The organism is Candidatus Epulonipiscium viviparus (assembly GCF_030708075.1).
GTDB lineage: Bacteria > Bacillota > Clostridia > Lachnospirales > Cellulosilyticaceae > Epulonipiscioides > Epulonipiscioides viviparus.
The window spans coordinates 2,214,055-2,240,250 of record NZ_CP117982.1; the positions used below are offsets into that span (position 1 = coordinate 2,214,055).

Below are 26,196 nucleotides of genomic sequence, written 5' to 3' on the forward strand. Positions count from 1 at the left end.
ATAATTTGGCTCTTCAAAATGTGGAGAGCCTCAATAAAAGGAGAATATAAAATGGCCAAAAAATTTGAATTTGCAAGTTTAAATAATAGTAAATTAACAGATGGCTTTTGGGGTAAGCGTACCGAAAACTATGAAGAAATTATCGACAGTATGATGGATGCGTTATTAAATCCAACCAATTCGGCGAGGTTAATTAACTTTGCAATAGCAGCGGGCGAGTCTGATGAAAAATTCTTTGGTGCGCATTGGTCTGACGGAGATTGCTACAAATTTTTAGAAGGATGTTGCTATATTTATCAAACAACTAAAGATGAGAAAGTTAAAGATTTGGTTGCGAAGTATGCAGATTTGATTGCTCGCTCGCAAGAGGAAGATGGATACATTTGTACACAAATCACGCTAACAGATAAAGGCAGATGGGAACGCTATGGCTTTCACGAGCTATATAATATGGGGCACCTATTTACATTTGCAGTCGCGTATCTCGATGCATTTGGCGATGACTTATTAATCGGTGTTGCAAATAAGTTAGCAGACTATTTGTATGAAGTATTTAAATCGTACCCTAAAGAGCTTCTCAACTTTGGCTTTAATCCTAGCCAGATTATGGGGTTGTGCGACTTGTATCATGTCACTGGTATTGAAAAGCAATATCAATTGGCAGAAATCTTTGTGAATATGCGTGGAATGAGCGGTGAAATGGAAAAAGATGGTATACGAGCTGATCCAACCGGAAAAGTTAAGAAGGCTGGAAACTTTGCAACAGATCAAAATCAATCGTTGGTACCTCTGCGAAAAGAGACTATGGCGACTGGGCATGCGGTAACTTCTTCTTATTTATATAGTGGGGCCACAGAGGTTTATGCGATCACTGGCGAGGCAGAGCTTTTGGTAGCATTAGAAAGAATATATACCGACCTAATCTCCAAGCGAATTTATATTACCGGTGGAACCAACGCAACGTTTGTGGGGCATTCAGAAAGAGGAAGCCTAACTCACGAATCTCATGGAACAGCATACGAGCTGCCAAACAAAATTGCGTATAACGAAACCTGCGCTAATATCGGTGCAGCCATGTGGGCGTTGAGAATGTTACAAGTTACAGAAGATACCAAGTATGGGGATATGGCAGAAAGAATTATGTATAACGCAGGAATCTCGGGATCAAACCTAGAGCTGACAAGATACTTTTATTCAAATCCGCTGACGTTTAAAAAAGATGAACCGATTCCTGGAGAATGGGCACAGTATAAGCATAAATCATCTCGAAGATGGCATACGTATACTTGTTGGTGTTGCCCTCCACAACTATTACGAACGATAGCCGGGATTGGCAGATGGGTCTATGGAAAAGGCGACGATGCGTTATATGTCAATATGTTCACGAGCTGCGACTATCAAGATGAGCATCTGGATATAAAGATGACAACAAACTATCCGTATGAAGAAAAAATTGTAATTGAAGTTACAAGAGCAACTAACCAAAAGATTAAGATTCGCATACCGGCTTGGTGTGATGCGCCCGCAGTAAATGGTGATGCGGTAACAGCTGGATACTTTGAAGCAGTGGTAAATTCTGGAGATATATTAAATATTGAATTGCCTATGCGAGTTAAGTTTATGCAAGCAAATCCGCATGTAGAAAGCGATCGTGGAATGGTTTGCGTTATGAGAGGGCCTGTAGTTTATGCAGCAGAAGGCGTAGATAATCAGTATAGCCTAGATGAAATGTATTTATATGTGGATAAGCCAGTAACGGCAACATATGAGAAAGACCTGCTAGGAGGAGTTGTAACATTAGAAGTTATGGCAAAGCATATTGAGCAACAGTCGGATTTGTATTATGAGGTGAAAACGCAGGGCGAGGATACAACATTAAAAATGATACCGTATTATGCGTGGGCAAACAGAGAGTTGTGCGATATGAATATTTGGTTTGCGAAAGCGTAATAATGGAAAAGGAGATGTAAAATGAAGAAAGCCAAGAAAATGACATCTGTAGATATTGCACAGGAATATATCAAAAAGTTGATTATAGATGGACAGTATAATGAAAATGGATTTTTGCCAAGTGAGGGGCAGCTCGCAAAGGATTTGGAGTTGTCTCGAGCAACAGTTAGAGAAGCTGTGCGTAGCTTAGAAGTGCGAGGATTTTTGTCTAGGATTCATGGCAAAGGTTTAAAAATTGTGGACAATAGCATAAATGTAGTGTCGATGTCGATTTCAGATATGATTGCAAAGCAAAGTAATGTGCTCGAGGACCTGTTCGAAATTAGAAGGTTGCTCGAGCCATATGGTGCAGAACGTGCGGCAAAGCTTAGAAGCACTGCAGATTTAAAGGAGCTCAATGACTATCTTTTTTTGATGGAGACAGCCGAAAAAATGGATGATGCTTATTATACTGCAGATTTAAATTTTCATATTAAGTTGGCACAGATATCTCAAAATCAGGTATTTGCAAGTCTGGTAAATGCGTATTCTAACGTAATGGAAGATTTGATCATTATACATTCGCAAGATGTTTCTCCAATAGAGCAACGATTTCATTATCACAGAAAAATTTACTTCGCCATTAAGGAGCGAGACGGCGAAAAAGCGCGTGATGCAATGACAGAGCATCTTCGGGCCGCACAAGGTAATAAAATATTTAGGGCAGCAAACAACTAAAATATAAATGAGGTGTATGAAATGTATTTTATGACAATTAATGGAAAAATAGTAGAGGGAACCGGTGTAGCAGAGCAGGTTTATAACCCTGCAACAGGCGAGGTACTTGCTGAGTTTAAGAGCGTATCTTCGGAGCAATGCGAAGAGGCCTTAGTGGCAGCTGATGCGGCGTTTAAAATTTGGAGCAAGGCTTCTATTGCGGAGAGAGAAAAGGCCATTTTAGCATTTAGATCAGATTTGATTTCAGTACAAGATGAGTTGGTGGCGCTGCTGATGCTAGAAACCGGAAAGCCTCTTAATAACGCAACATATGACTATGAAATGTTAATAGACTGCTTATACTTTTTTAACGAGGAAAATAAACGTCTCTATGGCAAAACAATTTCCAACAGAACTAACTCGCATCTAAATATTATCGATCACGTACCTCTTGGAGTTGTTGTTGGGTATCTAGCATTTAACTTTCCGATTTTAAATTTGGGATACAAGTTGGGGCCGATCCTTGCATCTGGATGTACTTGCGTTTTGAAACCGTCATCCCTCACACCTCTAACGTCACTCAAAATCGGTGAAATAGCGAATAAGCATTTTCCTGCAGGAGTTATCAACATCATTGCTGGCAAATCTGGAGTTGTGGCACCGGTTATGAACAAAAGTGCGATTCCCAAAATGATGACTATGATCGGATCTAGTAGAGCAGGAAAATCTGTAATCCGCGACAGTGCGGACTATCTAAGACATTACTCACTCGAATTGGGGGGCAATGCACCGGCAGTAGTTTGCAAAGATGCGGACGTTGCAAAAGCGGCGGCAGAGATTAGCGATCTCAAATATGGTAATGCGGGACAGGTATGCGTTTCGCCAAATCGTGTATTTGTTCATAAGAATGTAGCAGATGAATTTGTGGAAGAGGTTTTGGCATTTGTTAAAAAGATAAAGCTTAAGGTTGGCGATGATAGCAATGAAGTATTGATGGGACCGATTGCGTCTGAGGAATACGCACAGGGGATGGTAGCCTTTACAGAAGATGCGATTGCAAAGGGAGCAAAGTTGTTAGCAGGCGGAAAGCGGACTGGGGTTGGATATTTCTTTGAGCCTACAGTTTTGCTAGGAGTAACCAACGAAATGCGTGTATATAAAGAAGAAGTGTTTGGACCGATTATGTCGATAATTCCATTTGATGATAGCGACGACATTGTGGCTCTTGCAAACGATACAGAGTATGGATTGGCAGCATATGTCTATACGAAAGACCTCGATTGCGCATTAGAATTGGGCTCTGCCATTGAAGCGGGAAGCGTCTCGATCAACGAACCTTTGTATGATTTTAATTTGCCTCACGGAGGGCTCAAAGAGAGTGGAATTGGCAAAGACTGCTCGCTATATAGCTTAGAAGAGTACTATTATGTTAAGCGGCTGTCGATCAAAAGAAGGGGGTAGCGATGAAGCCTAATATTCTGTTTATAATGACAGATCAACAAAGATTTGATACGATTGATAACGATTTGATCATAACACCAAATTTAAATAAATTGATTAAGGAGAGCGTTTTCTTTGAGAATGCGTATTGTTCAAATCCCTCATGCATTCCGTCGCGAGCTGCAATTATGACAGGAAAAATGCCTAGCGAATGTGGCTGTCCGACATTTAAGACAAGGCTTCCGCAAACGGAAAAAACATTTGTGAAAATGCTGGCAGAGAATGGATATTTTACAGAGCTAGTTGGTAAGCTGCACTTTGCGGAGTCTAAGATCGATACTGGGTTTGACAAAGAGATTTTGGTTGATGGGCATTCGCCAGGATATAATCCTAGTTTGATGGGAGAGTATATAAAATATCTGGCACAAAATAAGGTATCGCCAAATCAGCTATACAAAAAGACGTCTATGAGTGGTGGAGAATGGTTGGCAGATACTAAGTTTCACATCGATTATTTTTTGGGTGAGAAAGGTAAGCAGGAAATTTTGAAATTGCCGAAAGATAAACCCTGGTTCTTAAATTTATCATTTTCGGGACCGCACCACCCGTATGATTTGGATGGCACAAAGTATGCCGATATGTATAAATTAGAAGATATGGTGATTCCAAAAACTAAATATGAGGATTTGGAGCAAAAGCCAAAGCACTTTAGAGAAATGGATTCCTACGCTAATATTTATCTTAAAGATTATACGCTTGAGGAATATCAACGTAGCAAGCGATCATATTATGCGAATCTTACTTTAATTGATGAAAAAATTGGAGAGGTGATAGCCACACTCAAATCGGAAGGCTTATATGATAATACTATGATAATATTTACGTCTGATCATGGTGATTTTATGGGTGATTTTGGAATGGTGGAAAAGCTGCAGTGTCTGACAAACAGCCTAATGCGGGTGCCATTGTTTGTGAAGCCGCCAATTAAGGATTACTGCGGTCAAAAAGTAGAAGACGAAGTGTTAAATATAGACGTTGCGGCGACCTGTCTTGATGCTGCGGGGATTCCGATACCTAAGGATATGTCTGACTTTGGCTATACGCAATATTATACTGGCGAAGAAATTAAGCAGAGACCTTATATATTTATGGAAGCTGGGAATATTAAGGGTATCATCAATAATAATATTAAAACTGTATCATATGTAGATCGTGATTATGGAGAGCTCTATGATTTGAGCGAAGATCCTCTAGAGATAAATAATTTATGGAATGCGGAGCCATATACTGCGGCTAAAATGCAGGGGCTGATGTTGATCATCAATGAAATGTATAAGGCGATACCATATCATGATGTAATTTGGAATGTTGGAACACCATTGATTTAAATAAAAGTGATTTATGGGGAAGTGAAATTGCGCTCCCCCATATTTATTATTATAATGAAATGAGGACTAAATATGAAGCTTGAAAAATATTATGAAAACTTGGATATTCTGCATGTAAATACAACGCCGCATAGAGCATATTATATTCCGCGTAATAAGCAGCAACTGCCGAGGTGTCAATATCTTAATTCTTTAGATTGGCAGTTTAAGTTTTATAATAATCCATATGAAGTAGATGAGAGCTTTGCTCAAGGAGTGCTGGAAAATTGTGATTTAATTCCGGTGCCGAGCTCATTAAATATGTTGGGGTATGATAAGCATTTGTATGCCAATGTGAAAGGGCCGATTCCATTTATACCGCCATATGTTCCGGATGAAAACCCAACGGGAGCGTATGTAAAATCGTTTGAGTTGACATCAGAACAAGTTAAGCTGAGAAATTTTTTAAACTTTGAAGGGGTGGACAGCGCTTTTTACGTATGGATCAATGGGGAGTTTGTAGGGTATAGCCAGGTGGCACATGCAACAAGCGAGTTTGAGATTACAAAATATGTTCATGCAGGGGGTAACGTACTTGCTGTATTAGTATTGAAGTATTCCGATGGAACATTTTTGGAAGACCAGGATAAATTTAGAATGTTTGGAATTTTTAGGGATGTATATATTGTGCAAAGGCCGCAGGAGCATATCCGAGATTTTACTGTAAGACAAAATGTTGCTCAATCCATGAAGCAAGTGGATGTAAATATAGAAATTGAATGGGATGGCAAGCCGCAAAACCTCATAGTGGAAGTATCATATAAAAATGAGGTTGTATATGAGGGGAATGACACTGCATTTAAAATTAAAAATCCGAAGTTATGGAATGCAGAAGAGCCAAATTTATACACTTTAAAATTGATTGGCGATAACGAAATCATTCAGATAGAAATTGGTTTTAAGAAAGTCGAAATCAAAAATGCTGTTCTATATATAAATGGAAAAACTGTTAAAATTAAAGGTACCAACAGGCACGATAGCAGTGCATATACAGGGGCTGCTATTTCCCGCGATCAGCTACTTGCCGACTTAAAAACTATGAAAGAGAATAACATTAATGCTATTAGAACGAGCCATTATCCAAATTCACCGTGGGCATATGAAATGTATTCGAAGTATGGATTTTATGTTATGGCAGAGGCAGATATAGAAACCCATAATACTTGCGAAATCTATGGCGGTGGGCATCTGTATAATAGCAAGATAGAGTTGGTTGACGATTACACCTTTGGAATGTTATGCCACGATCCTCGTTTTTACGAAGCACTATTAGATAGAATCAAAGCATGTGTAATTCGTGAGAAAAACTCTCCGTGTGTGTTTATGTATTCTTTAGGCAATGAATCGGGATTTGGTCCCAACCTCGAAAAATGTGCTCAGTGGATTAAAAATTTTGATCCGACCGCATTGATTCACTATGAAAGCAGTGTGTATCAAAAGGTGGGGTATAACAACAACTTAACCAATATTGATGTGTATAGCAGAATGTATATTTCACCAGATGATGTGCGAGCCTATTGTGAAAAAGATGTAGTAGCGAAGCCGATCGTGCTGTGTGAATATAGCCACGCAATGGGCAATAGCAATGGAGACCTTGAGCGATACTATCAGACAATGCTGGAGTTTGATACGTATATGGGGGGATTTATTTGGGAGTGGAATGATCATGCAATTTATATGGGCAAAGAAGCGAATGGCAAAGACAAATATTTTTACGGTGGCGACTTCAAAGACTTCCCAAATGCTGGAAATTTTTGTTTAGATGGGCTACTTCATCCAGATAGAAAACCAAAGACGAATTTGCTAGAGTTTAAGAATGTGCATCGTCCGATTCGAGCTAAGTTGCAGGATCATAAAATTTGGCTAACCAATCAGCAAGACTTTGTAAATGTTAAAGATTACTATACAATTGTTGTAACGCAATATATAGACAATGCAGAAGTGAAGACGCAAACGTATGATAGCTTTGATCTAAAGCCGCATGAGCAAAAAGAATTGCTGTTTGAATTTACTGAGCACAAGGCAGTCGATAACTATCTGATTATTTCGTACTATACTAAGACCGCAACCAACTTGATACCATTTAATTATAATGTTGGCTTTGATCAAATCATTTTAAATAAGGTAGAAACCAAGATTGCTAAAGCATTAGGTGGCAGAAAAGTTACGGTTACAGAAACAGATACAAAATTTATAGTAGAAAACGATACCTTCATTGCAAACTTTGATAAATTAAAATGTACACTAGAAAAGTTTACAAAAGATAATGTGACCTATTTGGCAAAACCGCTAGACTATAATATTTTTCGAGCAGCAACAGATAATGACCGCAAAATCATCGCAGAATGGAAAAAAGCCGGATACAACAGAACTGTCATCAAAATGCTTGATAGCAGCTACGAAGAAGTCAAAAATAAAACAATGATTAAATTTAAGTTCTTGATTACCGCAGTATTTTTGCAAGCAATTATGGAAGTAGAAACTGAATATACAATCACAAACAAAGGTGACATCCAAGTTAGTATTCACGCCAAAAAAGATCCAGTATTTCCAGAGCTACCGCGTTTTGGTGTGAGATTATTTTTGGATAAATCTTTTCAGGATATTCAATATAAGGCATACGGACCTTATGAGAGCTATATCGACAAGCATAATTACTGCATCTACAGCGAATACAAAGATAAAGTTGCGGATATGTATGAAGACTATATTGTGCCCCAAGAACATGGTAGTAGGTATGGTGCAACCTACCTAAAATTATCCAATGGTACGCATCAGGTGGAGGTAACATCCAAAGACTTTTGTTTTAACGTATCAAACTTTACGCAAGAACAGCTCTTTCAAACATCGCATAATTTTAAATTGAAAGAAGAAGACTTTGTGACTATGTGTATAGACTATAAAAATGCCGGCATTGGCTCTAGCAGCTGCGGTCAAGCAAAATTATACGAACCATATGCAATCACAGATACAGATATTACGTTTAAATTTGAATTGCTATTTAATTAAAATGATGCCTCCTCTTAGACGGGGAGGTTTTTTAGAAAGGAAGTTTTTATGGAAAATGTGTTATTTATATTTACAGATCAATGGCGTGCAGATTGTATGGGATATCGCAATCATCCAGTTGTTAAAACTCCCAATTTAGATAAGCTTGCTCAAAAATCTGTAGACTTTAAAAATTCATTTACTACAACGCCACTTTGCACACCAGCAAGAGGAAGCCTACTTACGGGTCTCTATCCGCATCAAAGTGGAATTATTGACAATTGCGATGTGGGGGGGAGCTCTCAGGAGTATCTTCCTGGCAATGCGTTTACGTGGCTTGATGCTATGGCTAAGAGCGGGCGTAAAACTGGATACTTTGGGAAATGGCATCTGGGGCTAGATTGGGATGGGAGCAATAGCGGCGTCGACTTTGATATATGCCGAAAAGAAGGAAACCGCGCAAAGCATATGAATGGAATTCCCTTCGTAACAGAAAGAGGTCAGCTGATTAAAGACAGAGGAGAAAGGTTTGTTCCGGAAAAAAATGGCAACAAGCTTCCGTTTTATGGCAAAATTGATAGCGTAGAAAATAGATACGAGCATAAAGTAACTACAAAAGTGTTGGATTTTTTAGAAGCAAATAAGGATCAGCCGTGGTGCCTTACCGCATCATTCGTTGGGCCACATTTTCCGAGTATATTGCCAGAGCCATATTTCAGTATGTATCCTCCGGCAGAAATGGTGCTTCCAGAAAATATAACAGATACGTTTTTTAACAAGCCGTGGTTTCACTCTCGAAATTGGTGGCCTAGTGTGGCGACGGACGATTTTACAGCAGAAAACTGGCAAAAGACCATCTCCGCATACTATGGATGTATTACAATGATGGATGCATTAATCGGAGAAATTTTAGATAAGGCCGCAGCATGTTCTGGAGGTCGCCCAACCAAAGTGATCTTCACATCAGATCATGGCGAAATGTTAGGCGGTCATGCGAGATTTGATAAAGATGCTTATTTCTACGAGGAAGTTTTGCGAACTCCATTATTATATTGCGCAAACTTAAATGGAGATCAGGGGGGCTTTGCGCGAGATGACTATGCAACAACGCTGGATATAGCACAAACATTTTTTGGCTTAGCCGGATTTGGTGCTGAGAACGGATCGTCGTTAACGCCTATGTTAGACAAAAGCTATCAGCCAGATGCTGAGAAAATTATGTTTGGAAACTATTATAAGTATAATGGGCACAGCTTTGAAATTAGATTTGCGAGGACGCCGCGATATAAGTATAGTTTTATTCCGCAAGATATCGATGAACTTTATGATATGGAAAACGATCCGCAAGAGCTTGTTAATCTTTCGGATAGAGCGCAATACCAAGATATTAAAGAAGAACTTAAGGCACGAGTTTTGCAGCATATGAAAGACACAAATGATTATTTGCTGGATGTAGAAAAATTACCAGAAGCTGGAACGATAAAAAGTGTACCGTATCCGCCAATTAAAACTACATGGGAGATGTAAACTATGAAATTAGATAAATATTATGAAAATCCTGATATATTGCATATTGGAACTGAAAAAGTTAGAGCATACTATATACCTCTAACACCCGAAGGGGAGTCTCGACTGATTGACCTGAATGGATCTGATTGGAGATTTAAATGGTTTCACAATATTTTTGATGTTCCAACAGAACTCAAAGACGGCATATTGGAAGATGCGGATACGATATCCGTGCCAAGTTGCGTAAATATTTTGGGATATGATAGGCATCAATATTCTAATTTAGAAATTCCGATTCCTTTTGATCCGCCATATGCACCAATTGAAAATCCTTGTGGAGCATATGTTAAAACTTTTGAGATCGACGACTTAAATGAACTGTACTATCTCAACTTAGATGGTGTGGATTCTTGCTTTTATTTATGGGTGAATGGAAAATTTGCAGGATATAGCCAAGTTGCACATGCGACAAGTGAGTTTAATGTCACTAAATTTTTAAAGGTGGGTCAAAATACTATAAGCATTTTGGTCTTGAAGTGGTGTGATGGCACATATTTTGAGGACCAAGATAAATTTAGAATGACTGGAATATTTAGAGATATCTACCTTTTAAAGAGACCTGCAAATCACGTTCGCGACTTTTATATCAAAACGGCAATAGCACCGGTAGCAGCAATAGATCTGACCATTCAGGACTATGCTGGTGTAGTGGAGGAACTGAAATTTGAACTTTATTCTCCAGACGGAACGCTCTTGAAAACGGATGCGATAAGCGACGCAGCAACGATCAAAGTGGAAGATGCCCTGTTGTGGACTGCAGAAACGCCATACCTATACACGTTGCGGCTTATTTCAGCAGAAGAAATTATCGAGCAAAAAGTAGGTATTCGAGTTATTGAAATAAAGGACGCCGTGCTGTATCTAAATGGGCAAAACATTAAATTTAAAGGTGTGAATAGACATGACAGCGATCCTTATACAGGTTTTTGCATAACCAAAGAGCAATTGCTAGTGGATTTAAAATTGATGAAGGAGCATAACATCAATGCGATTCGCACGAGCCACTACCCCAATTCGCCTTGGGCATACGCGCTGTATGATGAATATGGATTTTACTTGATAGCAGAAGCGGATATAGAAACCCATAATACCGTTCACCTATACAATGGTGGCAGAACCAATTATAATTACGATGATCAAATTATTAAAAGCAAGACATTTGGTTTATTATGTACTGACCCGAGCTATGAAAAAACTATTTTGGACAGAATCGAACGATGTGTAGTGCGAGAAAAAAATCATCCCTGCGTTATAATGTGGTCGCTTGGAAATGAATCGGGATATGGTCCAAATATGGAAAAGGCTGCCGCGTATATACACGAGCTCGATAGTGATTTTGTGATTCATTATGAGAGTAGCATATATGAAATGCCAGATTATACCAATGACCTCTCAAACATTGATGTTTATAGCCGAATGTATATGCCGGTAGATAAGGTCGAAAACTATTGTAAGAACAATCCGCAAAAGCCGCTGGTGCTTTGTGAATACAGTTGCGCTATGGGCAATGGTCCTGGAGATTTAGAAGACTATTTTGAAAAGATTTATGAATACCCATCGTTTGCGGGAGGATTTGTGTGGGAATGGTCTGATCATGCGATATATGAAGGAAAGACAGAACAGGGCAAGGAGAAGTTTTTGTTTGGAGGAGATTTTGGAGAGTTTCCTCATAGTGGCAGCTTTTGTATAGATGGGCTAGTTTACCCAAATCGTAAGCCGCATACCGGATTATTTGAATATAAGAATGTAGCACGACCGATTAGAATGACTCAAGATGCTGATGTTGAAGAGACAACTTTTATCTTTACTAACACCATGGATTTTCTAAATTCAAAAGATATTCTCGAAATCAAGTGGGAATTATTTTTGGATCATGAAAAAGTGCAAGAAGGCATTATAGATCAAAATATATTACCGCATGAAAGCATCTCTGTCGTTGCAGCAGATCTAAATTGGAAAGAAAAGCCATTAATAGCAGCAGATATGTATGTGATTTTCAAATATATCAAAACGGAAACAACCAATACGCTGCCTGCGGGATTTGAATTTGGATTTGATCAGTATATAATCCAAACGGTTTATCGAAACTTTGCAGGAGATGGTACGCAAAATATTATTGAGGAATCTGAAGACGAAAAAATTTTAGTGGTCAAGTCTGATGCCAACGAATATGTATTCGATAAATTAAGGGGAACAATAACGAATGTTACAGTCGATGGCAAAAGCTTTTTTGAGAAGCCATTAGAAATTAATATTTGGCGTGCACCTGCAGATAACGATAAGCGATTTGCACAGCACTGGAAAACTGCGGGGTATGATAGAGTCACGACTAGAGTATACGAATGTGCGGTCGAGCAAAAGCAAGGATATACTGAAGTGGTCTTTAAAATGGGTGTAGGAGCATTGGCTATCCAGAATTTTATTGCGCTTGAGGTTCGATACCTGGTTCACAACAATGGTGTACTAACGATTATTATGGATGGCGAACGTGATGATGGATTTCCAGTATTACCTAGATTTGGCGTGAGAATGTTTTTGGCAAAGAATTTTGAACAAGTTGAATATTTGGGAATAGGCCCGCATGAAAGCTATATCGATAAATGTCGTTCTAGCTATTACGGAAAGTTTGATACCACTGTGACAGAGTTGCATGAAGACTATATTGTGCCGCAAGAAAATGGTAGCCACTGCGGTTGTTCATATATCTCAATTAGCGATCAAACCTATAGTATTTTAATAGCAGGCAGTTCCCTGGTCTTTAACGCATCACATTATAGTGCAGAAATTCTGGAGCGCACATGCCATAACTTTGAATTAGAAGAAAGTCCATACACTGTCTTATGCATCGATTCTGATATGAATGGGCTAGGATCTAGTAGTTGTGGTCCGTTGCTAATTGAGAAGTATAGATTAAGCAACACTAGATTATATTTTAATACGCAATTTAAATTTATAAGAAATGAGGAAAGTAGTTCATGAAATATGGTTGGAAATTTATACGAGAAGATGTACAGGATGCTCATTTAGAACATTTTGACGATGCGAATTGGCGAGAAGTGAGAATACCGCATGACTATGCTATTGAAGGACCATTTCACCCGGACAATGATAAGCAGGTGAGCGAGGTTATTGCAGACGGAATAATTAGACCTATCGTGCACGTTGGAAGAACAGGTGCGTTGCCTATAGCCGAAAAAGCATGGTATAGAAAAAAGTTCTTTGTGCAAGCGGATACTAAAAAAGTGTTTTTAGAATTTGATGGAATAATGAGCAACAGCACGATCTATGTTAACAGCCTCAAATATCAAGGCAGAGTGTATGGATATTCGTCATTTAGTGTTGACATCTCTGATGCGGTAAAATTTGGTGCGGAAAATACTCTTGCAGTATCAGTATCGCCCGAAGGTACTTCATCCAGATGGTATACTGGTGCAGGAATTTATCGTGCAGTTCGACTTGTAGAAAAAGCAGATCATTATTTTCCGTATTGCCCACTGAGAGTGACGACAGAAATTAGAAATAACAAAGCATTTATCGATCTAGAAGCTAGCATTGTGAATCCAAGCCAAGATGTAGAAGTGGAATTTGTTGTGACTGATCGCGACGGAATGGTGGTGGGATCTAGTCGAAAACGTTGTTATATAGACAGTGTATACGAAGTTTTTAAATTAAATAGCTATAGGTGCTGGGGAATTTGGAATTCGTATCTATACACTGTAACTGCAAAGATATTTATCGATGGCAAAGAAATTGATTGCTATAACACGCGATTTGGCATCAGAACTATTGAATTTGATAGCAACAAAGGTTTTATAATTAATGGGGCAGTCACAAAAATAAAAGGAATTTGTATGCATCATGATTTGGGTGCATTGGGAGCAGCATTTAATAAGTATGCAGCAGAACGGCAAATCGAAAAGCTAATTAAAATGGGAGTAAATGGATACAGATGCGCACACAATCCTCCGGCTCCAGAAGTGTTGGACTTATGTGACGAGTATGGTCTTGTAGTAATGGATGAAGCCTATGATGAGTGGCAAATGAAAAAAGTTAAAAATGGTTATGGTAAGCACTTTGATAAGTGGGCTAAGCAAGATTTAGTGGATATGATTAGAAGAGATAGAAACCATCCGAGTGTCATTATGTGGTCGATAGGCAATGAAATTTTGGAGCAGAGAGAGGAAGATGGATATAAAGTTGCGAGGTATCTTCATAGAATTTGTAAGCAAGAGGATCCAACTCGCCCGACTACTGCAGGACTCAGCATGACAGAGGATGCGTTTAGAACTGGTATCGCATTTGAAGTCGACTTAGCTGGAATCAATTACAAGCCGCATCTGTATGAACAATTGCATCTAAAATATCCTGATGTAATTTTGTATGGCAGCGAAACAGGATCAACAGTGAGTACGCGAGGCTATTTTGAAAAAAGGGCTACTATAGAGCATCCGATAAAGCCAAAAGAAAACTTAAAAGAATCGTCGTTTGATCTGGGGTCGCCTAATTGGGCATATCCTTATGAGCGAGAATTTTTGGCTCAGGATCAATATCCATTTGTTTTTGGAGAGTTTGTGTGGACCGGGTTTGATTATATCGGAGAACCTACGCCGTATCGCAATCATTTTCCTGCTCGGAGTTCATATTTTGGAATTTATGATACTGCAGGTATGGAAAAAGATAGAGTATATTCATTTAAGAGTAAATGGACTGATGAAAAGTTTATCCATCTGATGCCACATTGGAATTGGACGGAAGGTGACATTGTTGATGTTCACGCATATTCGTCTTGTAGTAAAGTAGAATTATTTTTAAACGGACGATCTTTGGGCATTGCCAAAAAGAATTCGAAAGATGAAACTAAAAGCCACAGATTTGTGTGGGAGAAAGTTCTATACGAGCCAGGAGAATTGCTAGCGGTATCTGTTGACAATCCTTCCATTAAGTCGTGTATAAAGACGGCGCAAGAACCCACTACCGTATTGGTTGAACCGGAAAAAGTTTCCATTTTTGCCGATGGAGACGCATTGTGCTATATCAAGTGTACTATTGTGGATAAGCAAGGAACCGTATGTCCTTGTAGCGATATTCAACTCAATTTTTCTGTAACAGGACCTATCGAATATATAGCAGCAGATAGCGGATATCAAGCAGATGAAAGAACATTTGGTGAGCCGTATTGTAAAACATTGAGTGGCAAATGTATGGTTATTATTAGGAGTATAAAAGACACGCCAGGGACAGGGATGTTGACTGTTTCTTCAGAGCTTGGAGAACAAACAGTAGAAATTGATACAGTGTTGTAAAAGATTTTAGATGATGAGGAATTTATATTGGAGGAGATTATGAAAACTATAAATGTAACGCAAGAAATGATTGCTAATTCGAGGCTTGGAGATTTCACACACTATATTAACGAGCTGATAGAAGCGGTAGAAGACGATACCGTCATCAATATCGAAAAGGGGCACTATGATTTACGCACAACATATGCTCGTAATGAACTTTGCTATATTTCGAATAATGATTCTGGGGTAAAAAGTCTGGCATTTGCAGTATATAACAAAAACAATATAGTTATCGATGGCAATGGATCTAGCTTAAACGGCGTAGGCAGAATACTTCCGTTTTATGTTTTTAACTGTAAAAACGTAACTATTAAAAACTTTGAAATCGACTTTCAACGAGCATTTACATCTCAAGGAGAAGTACTAGAAGCATCTAAAAACGAGGTTACCTTAAAAATCGATAAAGCTGAATTTCCATATGAAATAAGGCAAAATACTATAAGATTTATGGGCGAAGACTATAAGAGTGATTTTGTAAAGGGGATGTTAGAGTTTTACAAAGGCAACAATCGTCCTGTTGCAGACGCATTTGATAACAGTGTGCAAGGTGGGTTGCCGGCCGAAGAAATAGAAGAGGGAGTTGTTAAGATATTTAGCAGATTTAGAAAAATTCCAATGGTAGGAAATATTCTTACTATTAAGCACGAAGAAAGGTTAGTTCCGGCAGTGACAATCGATAGAAGCGATACAGTAAAAGTGGAAAATTTAAGAATTAAGCAATCCGGAACAATGGGCGTTGTGGCGCAGCTTTCCAAAGATATTACAGTATCCAAAATAGACATTTCACCTAGCAACACTAGAGTCTTCTCGACCAATACTGATGCGACACACTTTGTAAACTGCCAAGGTACTGTTATTGTGGAAAATTGCAAACTAGAAAGTATGTTTGATGATGTAATTAACGTGCACGGCAATTATTTGAGAGTAGCAAAAGTGTTTAACGATAAATGCGTATTGTTAGAGATACCTCACTATCAGCAGTATGGATTTTTCAATCTACTAAAAGGCAATAAAATTTCGATATGTGACCAGCCAACTATGTTAGAGTTGGGTTATTCGGCAGTTGCAGATTTCAAGAAAATAAACAACAAATACTATGAGGTCAGTTTAACAGATGCATTTGATTTTGAAGAAGGGCAAACTTACTGCGTAGATAATTTGTCGATGTACCCTAAAGTTATTTTCAGAAATAATGTTTGTGGTAAAAATAGGGCTAGAGGGTTAATTCTTACTTCGACCAAGGAAACTATTGTAGAAGGCAATATCATAGATAGCGAAGGCTCTGCAATCAAGGTCAATAGCGATATGAGCAACTGGTACGAATCTGGAGCAATCTCAACACTAATTATTAGGAATAACAAACTGACTCGCAAAAACCATGGCAACTGGGGAGAGGCTCTTATCGATATTGATCCAAAAATGAAAGAGCAAGTAAATGGAAAATTTTATCATGGCGAAATGATTATAGAAAATAATGAAATCTCCCTCGATGAAAGTCCTCTTTTCTACGGTTATAGCTTCAAAAAAGTTACTATTCAAAATAATACTATTAATATGCAAAAAGATTTGTCAGAAGATTTTTATATTCAAACAGAAAATTGCGGAGAAGTAGTTGTAAAAGAAAATACTATCTGCAAAACAAATCGCTAAAATAAAAAAGCTCCCTAAATTTCAGGGAGCTTTAATTCTTACATCATTCCAGGCATTCCGCCCATTCCCATTCCAGCGCCACCCATAGCAGGTTCATCAGCTTTAATATCAGCTACGATACACTCGGTAGTTAAGAACGTCGCTGCAACAGAAGTAGCATTTTGTAACGCGCTTCTAGCGACTTTAGTAGGATCAATGATTCCATCTTCAAGCATGTCAATATATTTTTCGGTTAAGGCATTAAATCCTTTGCCATCTTCGAGCGCTTTTACATCATTTACAATAACAGCAGGTTCTAGACCAGCGTTTGCAACAATTTGTGCCAACGGCGCCTCTAGTGCTTTCAATATAATTCTAACTCCTGTTTTTTCTTCAGCAACAGTAGAATCGAGAAGTTTTGCAACATCCTTTAACACATGAATATACGCCGCACCACCGCCAGGAATGATACCTTCTTCTACCGCAGCTCTGGTTGCCGCTAACGCATCTTCCATACGAAGCTTTTTCTCTTTCATTTCTGTTTCTGTCGCCGCACCAACTTTAATTACTGCAACACCTCCAGCAAGTTTAGCAAGACGCTCTTGAAGTTTTTCACGATCAAATTCTGAAGTGGTCTCATCTAATTGGCGACGAATTAAATTTACTCTAGCCGTAATATCAGATTTTTCACCAGAACCATTAACAATAACAGTGTACTCTTTGCTAACTTTAATGCTTTCCGCACGACCCAGTTGATCTACAGTAGTTTCAGAAAGGTTTAGACCAACTTCTTCAGAAATCACTACACCACCTGTTAGAGTTGCAATATCTTGAAGCATTTCTTTTCTTCTATCACCAAAACCAGGAGCCTTAACTGCGATACAATTGAAAGTTCCGCGAAGTTTGTTTACGACTAAAGTCGCAAGAGCTTCTCCTTCAACATCTTCTGCAATAATTAATAGTCTCGCACCTGTTTGAACAATTTGTTCTAATATTGGAAGAATTTCTTGGATGTTAGAGATTTTTTTATCAGTAATCAAAACGTAAGGGGTGTCAAGAACAGCTTCCATTTTGTCTGTATCTGTTACCATATAAGGAGATAAATATCCACGATCAAATTGCATTCCCTCCACAACATCAAGCTCTGTAGTCATGGTTTTTGATTCTTCGATAGTGATTACACCATCATTTGAAACTCGCTCCATAGCGTCTGCAATCAAGGCACCTACTTCATCGTCACCAGCCGAAATAGCAGCGACGCGAGCAATGTGGTTTTTGCTTTCTACAGGCTTGCTAAGTGCCTGAATGCTCTCAACAGCCGTATTTGTCGCTTTTTGCATTCCGCGTCTAATTATAATAGGGTTTGCGCCTGCAGCAACATTTTTAAGTCCTTCTGTTATCATGGCTTGAGCCAAAACTGTTGCGGTGGTGGTGCCGTCTCCAGCTACATCATTAGTTTTTGTAGAAACTTCTTTTACAAGTTGAGCACCGATGTTTTCAAACGGATCATCTAATTCTATTTCTTTTGCAATAGTTACCCCATCATTTGTAATAAGAGGTGTACCATAAGATTTATCTAAAACAACGTTGCGTCCCTTAGGTCCCAAAGTTACTTTTACTGCGTTAGCAAGTTGATCCACTCCTGATTGTAGTGCCACTCTTGCATCTGTTCCAAATTTCATTTGCTTTGCCATGTTAAAATTCTCCTTCGTATATAACTATTCTATTACTGCTAAAATATCTTTTTGACTAACAACAACATAGTCTTCTTTGTCGAGAGTAACTTCATTTCCAGAATATTTTGAATAAATTACTCTGTCTCCAACCTTAACTTCCATTTCGATTTTTTTGCCATCTTCAACAGTACCAGGTCCTACTGCAATAACTTCTGCTTCTTGAGGTTTTTCCTTCGCAGCTCCTGTTAAAATGATTCCTGATTTAGTTTTTTCTTCGGCTTCTAGGTGTTTTAAAACAACACGATCGCCAAGTGGCTTTAATTTCATTTGTAATTCCTCCTAAAAATTTCTTTGTTAGCACTCCTGTGTTAAGAGTGCTAATTACCATTGTATTATAATATAATCACAGTAAATGTCAAGTATCTTTCGCATTTTTTTTGAATAAGTTGTTTTCTCTTGCATAAAAAAATAAATATTGTTGCGCAAAACCAGCGAAATCTTTGAAAGTGTTTTTAGCAAAGGTATCAATCACTTCAAGCTTTGTTTCTTCTTGATTAAAATAAAATCCTTCTACTACACGTTTGATCCAAACGTCTGTTGGAAACACATCTGTTCGATAATACGCAAACAGTAATACACAGTCGGCAATTTTTTTGCCCACGCCCTTAATTTTCATAAGTTGTTTTCTGGCATCGGCTGTTTCCAGACTGGCTATGCTTGTTAAATCAACTTCTCCAGAGCTTAATTTATCTATAGCATCTTTGATATAAGCAGCTCGAAATCCAACTTTACACTCCGATAAATCATCTATTGTCGCTGCTTGTAATTGAGCTAGGGTTGGAAATGCGTAGTAAGTTTCGCTAGATATTTCTTGAAAAATCGGTTGTCCAAAACGCTCAGCGATGTTGTTTATACACTGCTTTATATGTGGTATTGCTTTATTTTGAGATATGATAAACGAGATAAGCATTTCAAATGGATCTTGCTTCAAAATTCTGATGCCACCACCAAATCGGATGGCATTGTTCATATGAATATCTATTTCACAAAGTGTGTCTTTTATAATTTTATAGTTAGTATCTAGATCTAAATAATTTTTCCAAAATAAATTAAACTCATCCAGGGTAGTATTTTCAATAAAAAGTTGGTCTTCCCGTTGAGAAATATTAACTACTTTATCTTGCACAATAATGTTAAAATTATCAGGCTCAATTTTATAAAATCTAAAAATTTGTCCACATTCTAGAGTTTGAGTAATATTAAAATCGGTAATCTGAATTTCCATGTTTTTTCCTCTATAAGTTTATTTCTTATAAGTATTAACATTTTTTTGGAATTTAAAACATTATTTGAAAAAATTATCATAGATTCCATTAATAAAGTTACTTAAAATGAGATAAAACTTGACATCCATCTTGGTATCGCTTGCTAATATTTCTTTGGCTTGCTCTTTATTAACAAGGTACGGAGTAATATCTTCGTCGGGCTCTAAGTGATCTGTCGAAACGTCTCCGGAACAGGTACAAAATACTAATGCAATAGATTCATCTGTCATTCCGGGAGTCAGATATAATTTATCACCATATGGCTCTTGTAATATTTGATCGAGATCTAATCCGGTTTCTTCTTTCAATTCACGAACAGTAGTGGTGGAAATAGTTTCGCCTGGATCTATAAGCCCTGCTGGAAGTTCGTAGATATAATCATTTATAGGTAATCTAAATTGTTTTATACACACCAAACTTTTGCTGGCAGTATGAAACGCTACTACAACAACTGCATCTGCAGCATCTACGGTTTTTTCAAAGAAAATTTTGTGTAACTCGGCAGCAGTTTTTCGCGTTGCGAGCATCCAGCTTTTTTGATTGCCTTTTTTATTTTGATAAACTATGTCATACATGCTCAAATATCTGGTTTTTACTAATTCTTTTAATTCTAATATTTTCATATTATTCTCCTTTATTCCCAAAAAGAAAACGGATACAAAATATCCGCCCGCTAAATATAATTATTTGTTTTGTATAAATTTTTTGACTTCTTCAACATTATAATGAGGTGTTTTGGCATGGATAATTGCACTACAATTGTGACATACAGGGATTAAATCTTTTTCTGGATCTACATTCAAATTATCCCAATTTTTTTCTTTTGATTTTGTGTTATATACATCCATCAAATGTTCAAACTTATCTCCGTAGGTATATCCATAATCCATTCCACAAATTTCACAACTTGCACCGTAATATTCAAGGCATTCTTGTTTTAAGATATTCCATTTTGCTTTTGCTTCTTCTTCCTTTTTCAATTCTAAATCATTAGCTTTGGTAGGCGATTTTATTTCAAATGGTTTACGTTGCATTTTTTGAAGTGCAGAAGATGCTGGTGTATCAAAAGATCCAGATAGCATTCGTTCAATTTGCGCAAGTTCTTCTAAACTTGGTTCTTCCTCAAATTCTACGTCATTTTCATTGTCGTCTGCGAAAAAATCTTCTACAAAAGCGTCGAGTTTCTCATCATCGTTTAAGTCATCATTAAGAAAACCTTTTTTAGGTGAGTTAATTGATTTTTCTTTTGATATATCTTTTTTTCCTCGAACTAAACTAAGTGAAGGAATATTATTTGAGTCTAAATTATTATCTATGTGCCCTATTGATCCTATTTCATGTTTATGGGAAATTACAGTATTTTTTTCAGCCTGGCTTAAAAGTCGAGTATTATTTTTAAGTTGGCTAAGAGTATTTACCTTAGATAGATTTTTATCCAGAGTATTTTCAGTAATCGGAGTTATCTCATCATCAGTAAAACCGTGTGAAATTTTTTCGGTAATAGCATTTTGATATGTCCTGTTGATAGCAGCAGATCGGTCGTGGTCTCTGGAATCATCGCGAGCCAATCTGTCGGCAGCTCTATCAATAGTAGAAGCTCGATCGTAGTCTCTGGAATCATCGCGAGCCAATCTATCGGCAGCCCGATCAATAGCAGCAGCTCGATCACGTCTCTGGAATCATCGCGAGCTAATCTGTCGGCAGCCCGATCAATAGCAGCAGCTCGATCACGGTCTCTGGAATCATCGCGAGCCAATCTGTCGGCAGCCCGATCAATAGCAGCAGCTCGATCGTAGTCTCTGGAATCATCGCGAGCCAATCTGTCGGCAGTCCGATCAATAGCCGCAGCTCGATCGTAGTCTCTGGAATCATCGCGAGCTAATCTGTCGGCAGCCCGATCAATAGCCGCAGCTCGATCGTAGTCTCTGGAATCATCGCGAGCCAATCTGTCGGCAGTCCGATCAATAGCCGCAGCTCGATCGTAGTCTCTGGAATCATCGCGAGCTAATCTGTCGGCAGCCCGATCAATAGCCGCAGCTCGATCGTAGTCTCTGGAATCATCGCGAGCCAATCTGTCGGCAGCCCGATCAATAGCCGCAGCTCGATCGCGGTCTCTGGAATCATCGCGAGCCAATCTGTCGGCAGTCCGATCAATAGCCGCAGCTCGATCGTAGTCTCTGGAATCATCGCGAGCTAATCTGTCGGCAGCCCGATCAATAGCGGCAGCTCGATCACGGTCTCTGGAATCATCGCGAGCTAATCTGTCGGCAGCCCGATCAATAGCGGCAGCTCGATCACGGTCTCTGGAATCATCGCGAGCTAATCTGTCGGCAGCCCGATCAATAGCAGTAGCTCGATCGTAGTCTCTGGAATCATCGCGAGCCAATCTGTCGGCAGCCCGATCAATAGCGGCAGCTCGATCACGGTCTCTGGAATCATCGCGAGCTAATCTGTCGGCAGCCCGATCAATAGCAGCAGCTCGATCGTAGTCTCTGGAATCATCGCGAGCTAATCTGTCGGCAGCCCGATCAATAGCAGCAGCTCGATCGTAGTCTCTGGAATCATCGCGAGCTAATCTGTCGGCAGCCCGATCAATAGCAGCAGCTCGATCGTAGTCTCTGGAATCATCGCGAGCTAATCTGTCGGCAGCCCGATCAATAGAGGCAGCTCGATTGTCAGGTTCATCGCTTGTTTCAAATCCTACAATTGCACTTATAGCTGCGTATAAATTCGGATTCAATACCAAATCAAAATGTTGATTATCCTTGAAATTTCCTAATAATAAAATGTTCCACCAGAGTGCCTCACCTTTGTCAGATGTGGGTACTTCTATTTTAACATGCGGCTTAATTTTTTTAGCAAGCATTGTGAGAATTTCTTTATAAGCATATTTTGTTTCACCCAATGATTCGTACGTGATTCTAGTTTTGCCTAAGTTATACATTTTCAAAATTAATTCTTTGTTCTTTAAAGTAAATATCTTGTCATTTAGAAATAAATTTTTCCATTGTGCTTTAGAAATGTTAACAAGTTCAGTGTAATATACGTCATTAAAACTATTGGATTTAGTTGGCATATTTTCACTCCCCTCTTCTATTACATCAGCAAATCGTAATGGTTGCTCTTTTTGAATTTCTTTAGGGATTTCCTTGGGTTTGTAATTATATTCCTCTAAACGCTTGGCACAAAATTTTCTTATCTCTGACGATACAATTTCTTGATACTTATCCTGTAGTAGTAGTACTTCTATGGATAAATCAAGTCGCCCAGCTTCCCAAAGTGCCGAAAAATCATGGGTATAGGACGGGGTATAAATATATTTTAATGCAGCTTGATAGCCACCATATTCATTAATATATTTAAGTAAATTCTGGGATTTGTATCTAATTTGAGTGCTTATCTTTTTATATAAAATAAGCATTTCCTTGCTAAATAATTCTTTTAATCTATCCATCTTTACTCCTTTAGTGTGTTCTTAATTATATTATAATACAATTCGCTAAAAAAATTCGTACTTTTAAGTAAATTAACTATTTTACAATATATTACTTTTTGCAAAAGAAAGGCTACCAAGATTATTGGTAGCTCCCGAAATATTACTCTTCATCGTTATCAAAGTCAAAGTCATCGCCATCGTCAGAATTCTTGATTTCAAGGTATTCTACATCATCATCTAAGTCGTCGTCTAAGTCGTCATACATATTGTCTTCATCGTCATCCAAATCGTCGTCGAAGTATTCGTAATATTCTTCGATATCTTCGTCTTGTTTAGATTTAATGTAGAGAATGATGGCAATTAAACCCGCTAGGACTGTTACACCAAAGATAACAAAGCCGCATTTTCCACATTTTGCGGGTTGCTCAATACCTAACTTATCTTTAGCATCTTTGACAATCTTATCAACAATCTTGTCCATTTCTCTTTTGCTCATACAGTATCTCCTTCTAAAAATATTTACTATTAGTGTTACTATTTTTCTAAAAAATATACAAAGTTAGCATATCATTTAAAAATTAAATATTCAAGTACTATTTATAATTTTTTTCAGCTTTCATTGTCGGAAATAAAAGTACATCTCTGATAGAAGCTGAATTTGTTAAAAACATAACGAGTCTATCAATTCCTATTCCTAGCCCACCAGTAGGCGGTAGACCATATTCAAGAGAGGTTAAAAAGTCTTCATCTATTTCACAAGCTTCATCATCACCTAAACGTTTGAGCTCTTCTTGGCGTTTAAAACGCTCTCTTTGGTCAATCGGATCATTTAATTCCGAAAACGCATTGGCAACTTCTCTACCAAAAATAAATAGTTCGAAGCGTTCTGTATATTCTACTGCATCGGCTTTCCTTTTTGATAGCGGAGAAATTTCCACTGGATGATGAATGATAAACGTAGGGTTGATGAGCTTTTCCTCTACATATTTTTCAAAGAACAAATTTAGGATATCACCTTTTTTATGATATGGCAAGACCTCTATGTGGTGTTCTTTTGCAATTTGCTTGGCAGTCTTATCATCTGCTATTGCGTTAAAGTCGACACCAGAGTGTTCCTTAACTGCGTCTAGCATAGAGAGTCGAGCAAACGGTTTTTCAAGATCTAGCGTAATCTCTCCATATTGTAATATCCCTGTGCCCAACACTTTTTGGGTTACATGCTTAATCAATTTTTCGGTTAAATCCATAATATCTACATAATTAACATATGCTTGATACAATTCTAGTATCGTAAATTCCGGATTATGTCTAATAGACATTCCTTCGTTTCTAAATACGCGTCCGATTTCATATACTTTCTCGAAGCCACCAACTATTAATCTTTTCAATTTTAATTCGGGTGCTATGCGTAAATACATATCCATATCTAACGTATTATGATGAGTAATGAATGGCTTAGCCGCGGCCCCGCCGGCGATGGTGTGCAATATTGGTGTCTCAACTTCCAAAAATCCGTCGTCATCTAAAAATCTTCGCATTTCTCTAATTATTAATGAACGTTTTATAAAAGTTTCTTTTACTTCGGGGTTTACGATTAGGTCGACATATCGTTGCCTATACCTAGTTTCTGTATCTTTTAGGCCGTGGAATTTTTCGGGGAGAACTCTCAAGCTTTTTGAAAGTAATACTACTTCTTTTGCTCTAATAGAAATTTCACCTTTTTGAGTTCTAAAGACTATTCCTCTTATTCCTACAATATCACCGATATCAAGCTTTTTAAATAGCCCGTAGTCTTCTTCGCCTAATTCGTCTTTTCGAACATATGACTGCACTTTGCCTGACTCATCTTGGATGTGTATAAAGGAAGCTTTGCCCATATCTCGCTTTGCCATAAGTCTGCCTGCAACAGCGACGGTGGTGCCTTCCAATATATCAAACTTTTCTGTTATATCAATACTGTTATTTGTTTTGACAAATCTGGTTTGTTCAAAGGGGTCTTTGCCTATCTCTTTGAGGTTTTGTAACTTTTCTAGTCTAACTTTTTCTTGTTCATTAATAGATAATTCTACACTCACTACTTATCTTCCTCCAATTTATATTTCGATCTTAAGCACAGTATAGCGATCTATTCCAGAAGATGTTTCCACTTCTATTACATCGCCTTCTGCTTTGCCTAAAATGGCAGAACCGACTGGAGATTCATTAGAAATTTTGCCGTTTAACGGGTCTGCTTCTGTGGAGCCCACTATTAGATATTCCACTTCTTCTTCGAATGCATCATCCCATAAAGTTACTCTGTGTCCAGGTTTTATAACATCGGTTCTTTCGTCATCTGCATCTATTACGGTTACATTTTTGAGCATCTTTTCAATTTCAACTATGCGTGTTTCGATCTCGGCTTGTTTATCTTTTGCCGCATCATATTCTGCGTTTTCTGATAAATCTCCCTGAGCTCGAGCTTCCTTTAGATCTTCTGCCACTTTATTTCTTTCTACTGTTTTTAATATTTCTAACTCACTTTCTAATTTTAAAACGCCTTCCTTTGTAAGGAGAACTGCTTTTGCCATTTAAATCCTTCCCTTCTAAGTAAGATTTCATACAATAATTTGATAATTTTTTATAACTTTTAGCTCAAAACCAAAAATTATTTGACAATGGAATAAATTATAAACTAGCAATACGCTACTTGTCAACATTGTTAATTTACGGATATTT

Annotated in this window: 18 protein-coding genes; 9 read left to right on the plus strand and 9 right to left on the minus strand. The window is 38.0% G+C overall.

The features are described 5' to 3' along the window. Positions 1–51 precede the first annotated feature (51 nt). The 9 genes from PCY70_RS09260 (at position 52) to PCY70_RS09300 (ending at position 17,065) form a co-directional block, all read left to right on the plus strand. Positions 52–1,950, plus strand: a complete 1,899-nt coding sequence (locus PCY70_RS09260) for a glycoside hydrolase family 127 protein (RefSeq protein WP_305767131.1) — start codon at positions 52–54, stop codon at positions 1,948–1,950. A gap of 21 nt (positions 1,951–1,971) precedes the next feature. Then, positions 1,972–2,667, plus strand: coding sequence for a FadR/GntR family transcriptional regulator (locus tag PCY70_RS09265; RefSeq protein WP_010167150.1), 696 nt, complete (start codon positions 1,972–1,974; stop codon positions 2,665–2,667). 21 nt (positions 2,668–2,688) lie between these two features. Continuing rightward, positions 2,689–4,107 (plus strand): aldehyde dehydrogenase family protein, encoded by a 1,419-nt coding sequence (locus PCY70_RS09270; RefSeq protein ID WP_305767132.1) that lies wholly within the window; start codon positions 2,689–2,691, stop codon positions 4,105–4,107. Between the two features lie 2 nt (positions 4,108–4,109). Further along, positions 4,110–5,474, plus strand: a complete 1,365-nt coding sequence (locus tag PCY70_RS09275) for a sulfatase family protein (RefSeq protein ID WP_305767133.1) — start codon at positions 4,110–4,112, stop codon at positions 5,472–5,474. 72 nt (positions 5,475–5,546) lie between these two features. Beyond that, positions 5,547–8,522, plus strand: a complete 2,976-nt coding sequence (locus PCY70_RS09280; RefSeq protein ID WP_305767134.1) for a glycoside hydrolase family 2 TIM barrel-domain containing protein — start codon at positions 5,547–5,549, stop codon at positions 8,520–8,522. Between the two features lie 48 nt (positions 8,523–8,570). Next, the gene (locus PCY70_RS09285) at positions 8,571–10,028 is read left to right on the plus strand and encodes a sulfatase-like hydrolase/transferase (protein ID WP_305767135.1); all 1,458 of its coding nucleotides are present in this window, start codon (positions 8,571–8,573) and stop codon (positions 10,026–10,028) included. A 3-nt stretch (positions 10,029–10,031) separates the two neighbouring features. Further along, positions 10,032–13,049 (plus strand): glycoside hydrolase family 2 TIM barrel-domain containing protein, encoded by a 3,018-nt coding sequence (locus tag PCY70_RS09290; RefSeq protein ID WP_305767136.1) that lies wholly within the window; start codon positions 10,032–10,034, stop codon positions 13,047–13,049. Continuing rightward, a complete protein-coding gene (locus tag PCY70_RS09295; protein ID WP_305767137.1) occupies positions 13,046–15,373 on the plus strand; it encodes a glycoside hydrolase family 2 TIM barrel-domain containing protein in 2,328 nt (775 codons plus the stop codon). The genes PCY70_RS09290 and PCY70_RS09295 overlap by 4 nt, the downstream gene beginning before the upstream one ends. Before the next feature lie 39 nt (positions 15,374–15,412). Then, positions 15,413–17,065: a glycosyl hydrolase family 28 protein gene (locus PCY70_RS09300; RefSeq protein WP_010167159.1), complete on the plus strand. Its 1,653-nt coding sequence runs from the start codon at positions 15,413–15,415 to the stop codon at positions 17,063–17,065. Positions 17,066–17,103: 38 nt separating this feature from the next. Here the strand turns inward: PCY70_RS09300 and groL are convergent, their stop codons facing one another. The 9 genes from groL to greA form a co-directional block, all read right to left on the minus strand. Next, positions 17,104–18,738: a chaperonin GroEL gene (gene groL, locus PCY70_RS09305; RefSeq protein ID WP_010167160.1), complete on the minus strand. Its 1,635-nt coding sequence runs from the start codon at positions 18,736–18,738 to the stop codon at positions 17,104–17,106. Between the two features lie 24 nt (positions 18,739–18,762). After that, on the minus strand, positions 18,763–19,047 hold the full coding sequence (gene groES / locus PCY70_RS09310; protein ID WP_010167161.1) for a co-chaperone GroES: 285 nt from the start codon (positions 19,045–19,047) through the stop codon (positions 18,763–18,765). Positions 19,048–19,135: 88 nt separating this feature from the next. Beyond that, the gene (locus tag PCY70_RS09315; RefSeq protein ID WP_305767138.1) at positions 19,136–20,005 is read right to left on the minus strand and encodes a DNA-3-methyladenine glycosylase family protein; all 870 of its coding nucleotides are present in this window, start codon (positions 20,003–20,005) and stop codon (positions 19,136–19,138) included. 60 nt (positions 20,006–20,065) lie between these two features. Next, positions 20,066–20,668, minus strand: a complete 603-nt coding sequence (locus tag PCY70_RS09320; protein ID WP_010167163.1) for an NUDIX hydrolase — start codon at positions 20,666–20,668, stop codon at positions 20,066–20,068. Between the two features lie 60 nt (positions 20,669–20,728). Then, positions 20,729–21,613, minus strand: a complete 885-nt coding sequence (locus PCY70_RS09325) for a hypothetical protein (protein WP_305767139.1) — start codon at positions 21,611–21,613, stop codon at positions 20,729–20,731. Continuing rightward, complete coding sequence (locus PCY70_RS09330) at positions 21,505–23,499, minus strand: hypothetical protein (RefSeq protein WP_305767140.1); 1,995 nt, start codon at positions 23,497–23,499, stop codon at positions 21,505–21,507. The genes PCY70_RS09325 and PCY70_RS09330 overlap by 109 nt, the downstream gene beginning before the upstream one ends. Before the next feature lie 142 nt (positions 23,500–23,641). Then, positions 23,642–23,977, minus strand: a complete 336-nt coding sequence (locus PCY70_RS09335; RefSeq protein ID WP_305767141.1) for a hypothetical protein — start codon at positions 23,975–23,977, stop codon at positions 23,642–23,644. A gap of 97 nt (positions 23,978–24,074) precedes the next feature. Continuing rightward, entirely contained in the window at positions 24,075–25,556 is a 1,482-nt protein-coding gene (gene lysS, locus PCY70_RS09340; protein WP_305767142.1) for a lysine--tRNA ligase, read from the minus strand. 18 nt (positions 25,557–25,574) lie between these two features. After that, positions 25,575–26,048 carry a transcription elongation factor GreA gene (gene greA, locus PCY70_RS09345; RefSeq protein WP_305767143.1) on the minus strand — a complete coding sequence of 158 codons (474 nt, stop codon included), beginning with the start codon at positions 26,046–26,048 and terminating at the stop codon, positions 25,575–25,577. Between the last annotated feature and the right edge of the window lie 148 nt (positions 26,049–26,196).

Bases quoted from the DNA above. Each gene is read 5' to 3' on its own strand.
- PCY70_RS09260 (WP_305767131.1), top strand. From the start codon at position 52: ATGGCCAAAAAATTTGAATTTGCAAGTTTAAATAATAGTAAATTAACA.
- PCY70_RS09265 (WP_010167150.1), top strand. From the start codon at position 1,972: ATGAAGAAAGCCAAGAAAATGACATCTGTAGATATTGCACAGGAATAT.
- PCY70_RS09270 (WP_305767132.1), top strand. From the start codon at position 2,689: ATGTATTTTATGACAATTAATGGAAAAATAGTAGAGGGAACCGGTGTA.
- PCY70_RS09275 (WP_305767133.1), top strand. From the start codon at position 4,110: ATGAAGCCTAATATTCTGTTTATAATGACAGATCAACAAAGATTTGAT.
- PCY70_RS09280 (WP_305767134.1), top strand. From the start codon at position 5,547: ATGAAGCTTGAAAAATATTATGAAAACTTGGATATTCTGCATGTAAAT.
- PCY70_RS09285 (WP_305767135.1), top strand. From the start codon at position 8,571: ATGGAAAATGTGTTATTTATATTTACAGATCAATGGCGTGCAGATTGT.
- PCY70_RS09290 (WP_305767136.1), top strand. From the start codon at position 10,032: ATGAAATTAGATAAATATTATGAAAATCCTGATATATTGCATATTGGA.
- PCY70_RS09295 (WP_305767137.1), top strand. From the start codon at position 13,046: ATGAAATATGGTTGGAAATTTATACGAGAAGATGTACAGGATGCTCAT.
- PCY70_RS09300 (WP_010167159.1), top strand. From the start codon at position 15,413: ATGAAAACTATAAATGTAACGCAAGAAATGATTGCTAATTCGAGGCTT.
- groL (WP_010167160.1), bottom strand. From the start codon at position 18,738: ATGGCAAAGCAAATGAAATTTGGAACAGATGCAAGAGTGGCACTACAA.
- groES (WP_010167161.1), bottom strand. From the start codon at position 19,047: ATGAAATTAAAGCCACTTGGCGATCGTGTTGTTTTAAAACACCTAGAA.
- PCY70_RS09315 (WP_305767138.1), bottom strand. From the start codon at position 20,005: ATGGAAATTCAGATTACCGATTTTAATATTACTCAAACTCTAGAATGT.
- PCY70_RS09320 (WP_010167163.1), bottom strand. From the start codon at position 20,668: ATGAAAATATTAGAATTAAAAGAATTAGTAAAAACCAGATATTTGAGC.
- PCY70_RS09330 (WP_305767140.1), bottom strand. From the start codon at position 23,499: ATGGATAGATTAAAAGAATTATTTAGCAAGGAAATGCTTATTTTATAT.
- PCY70_RS09335 (WP_305767141.1), bottom strand. From the start codon at position 23,977: ATGAGCAAAAGAGAAATGGACAAGATTGTTGATAAGATTGTCAAAGAT.
- greA (WP_305767143.1), bottom strand. From the start codon at position 26,048: ATGGCAAAAGCAGTTCTCCTTACAAAGGAAGGCGTTTTAAAATTAGAA.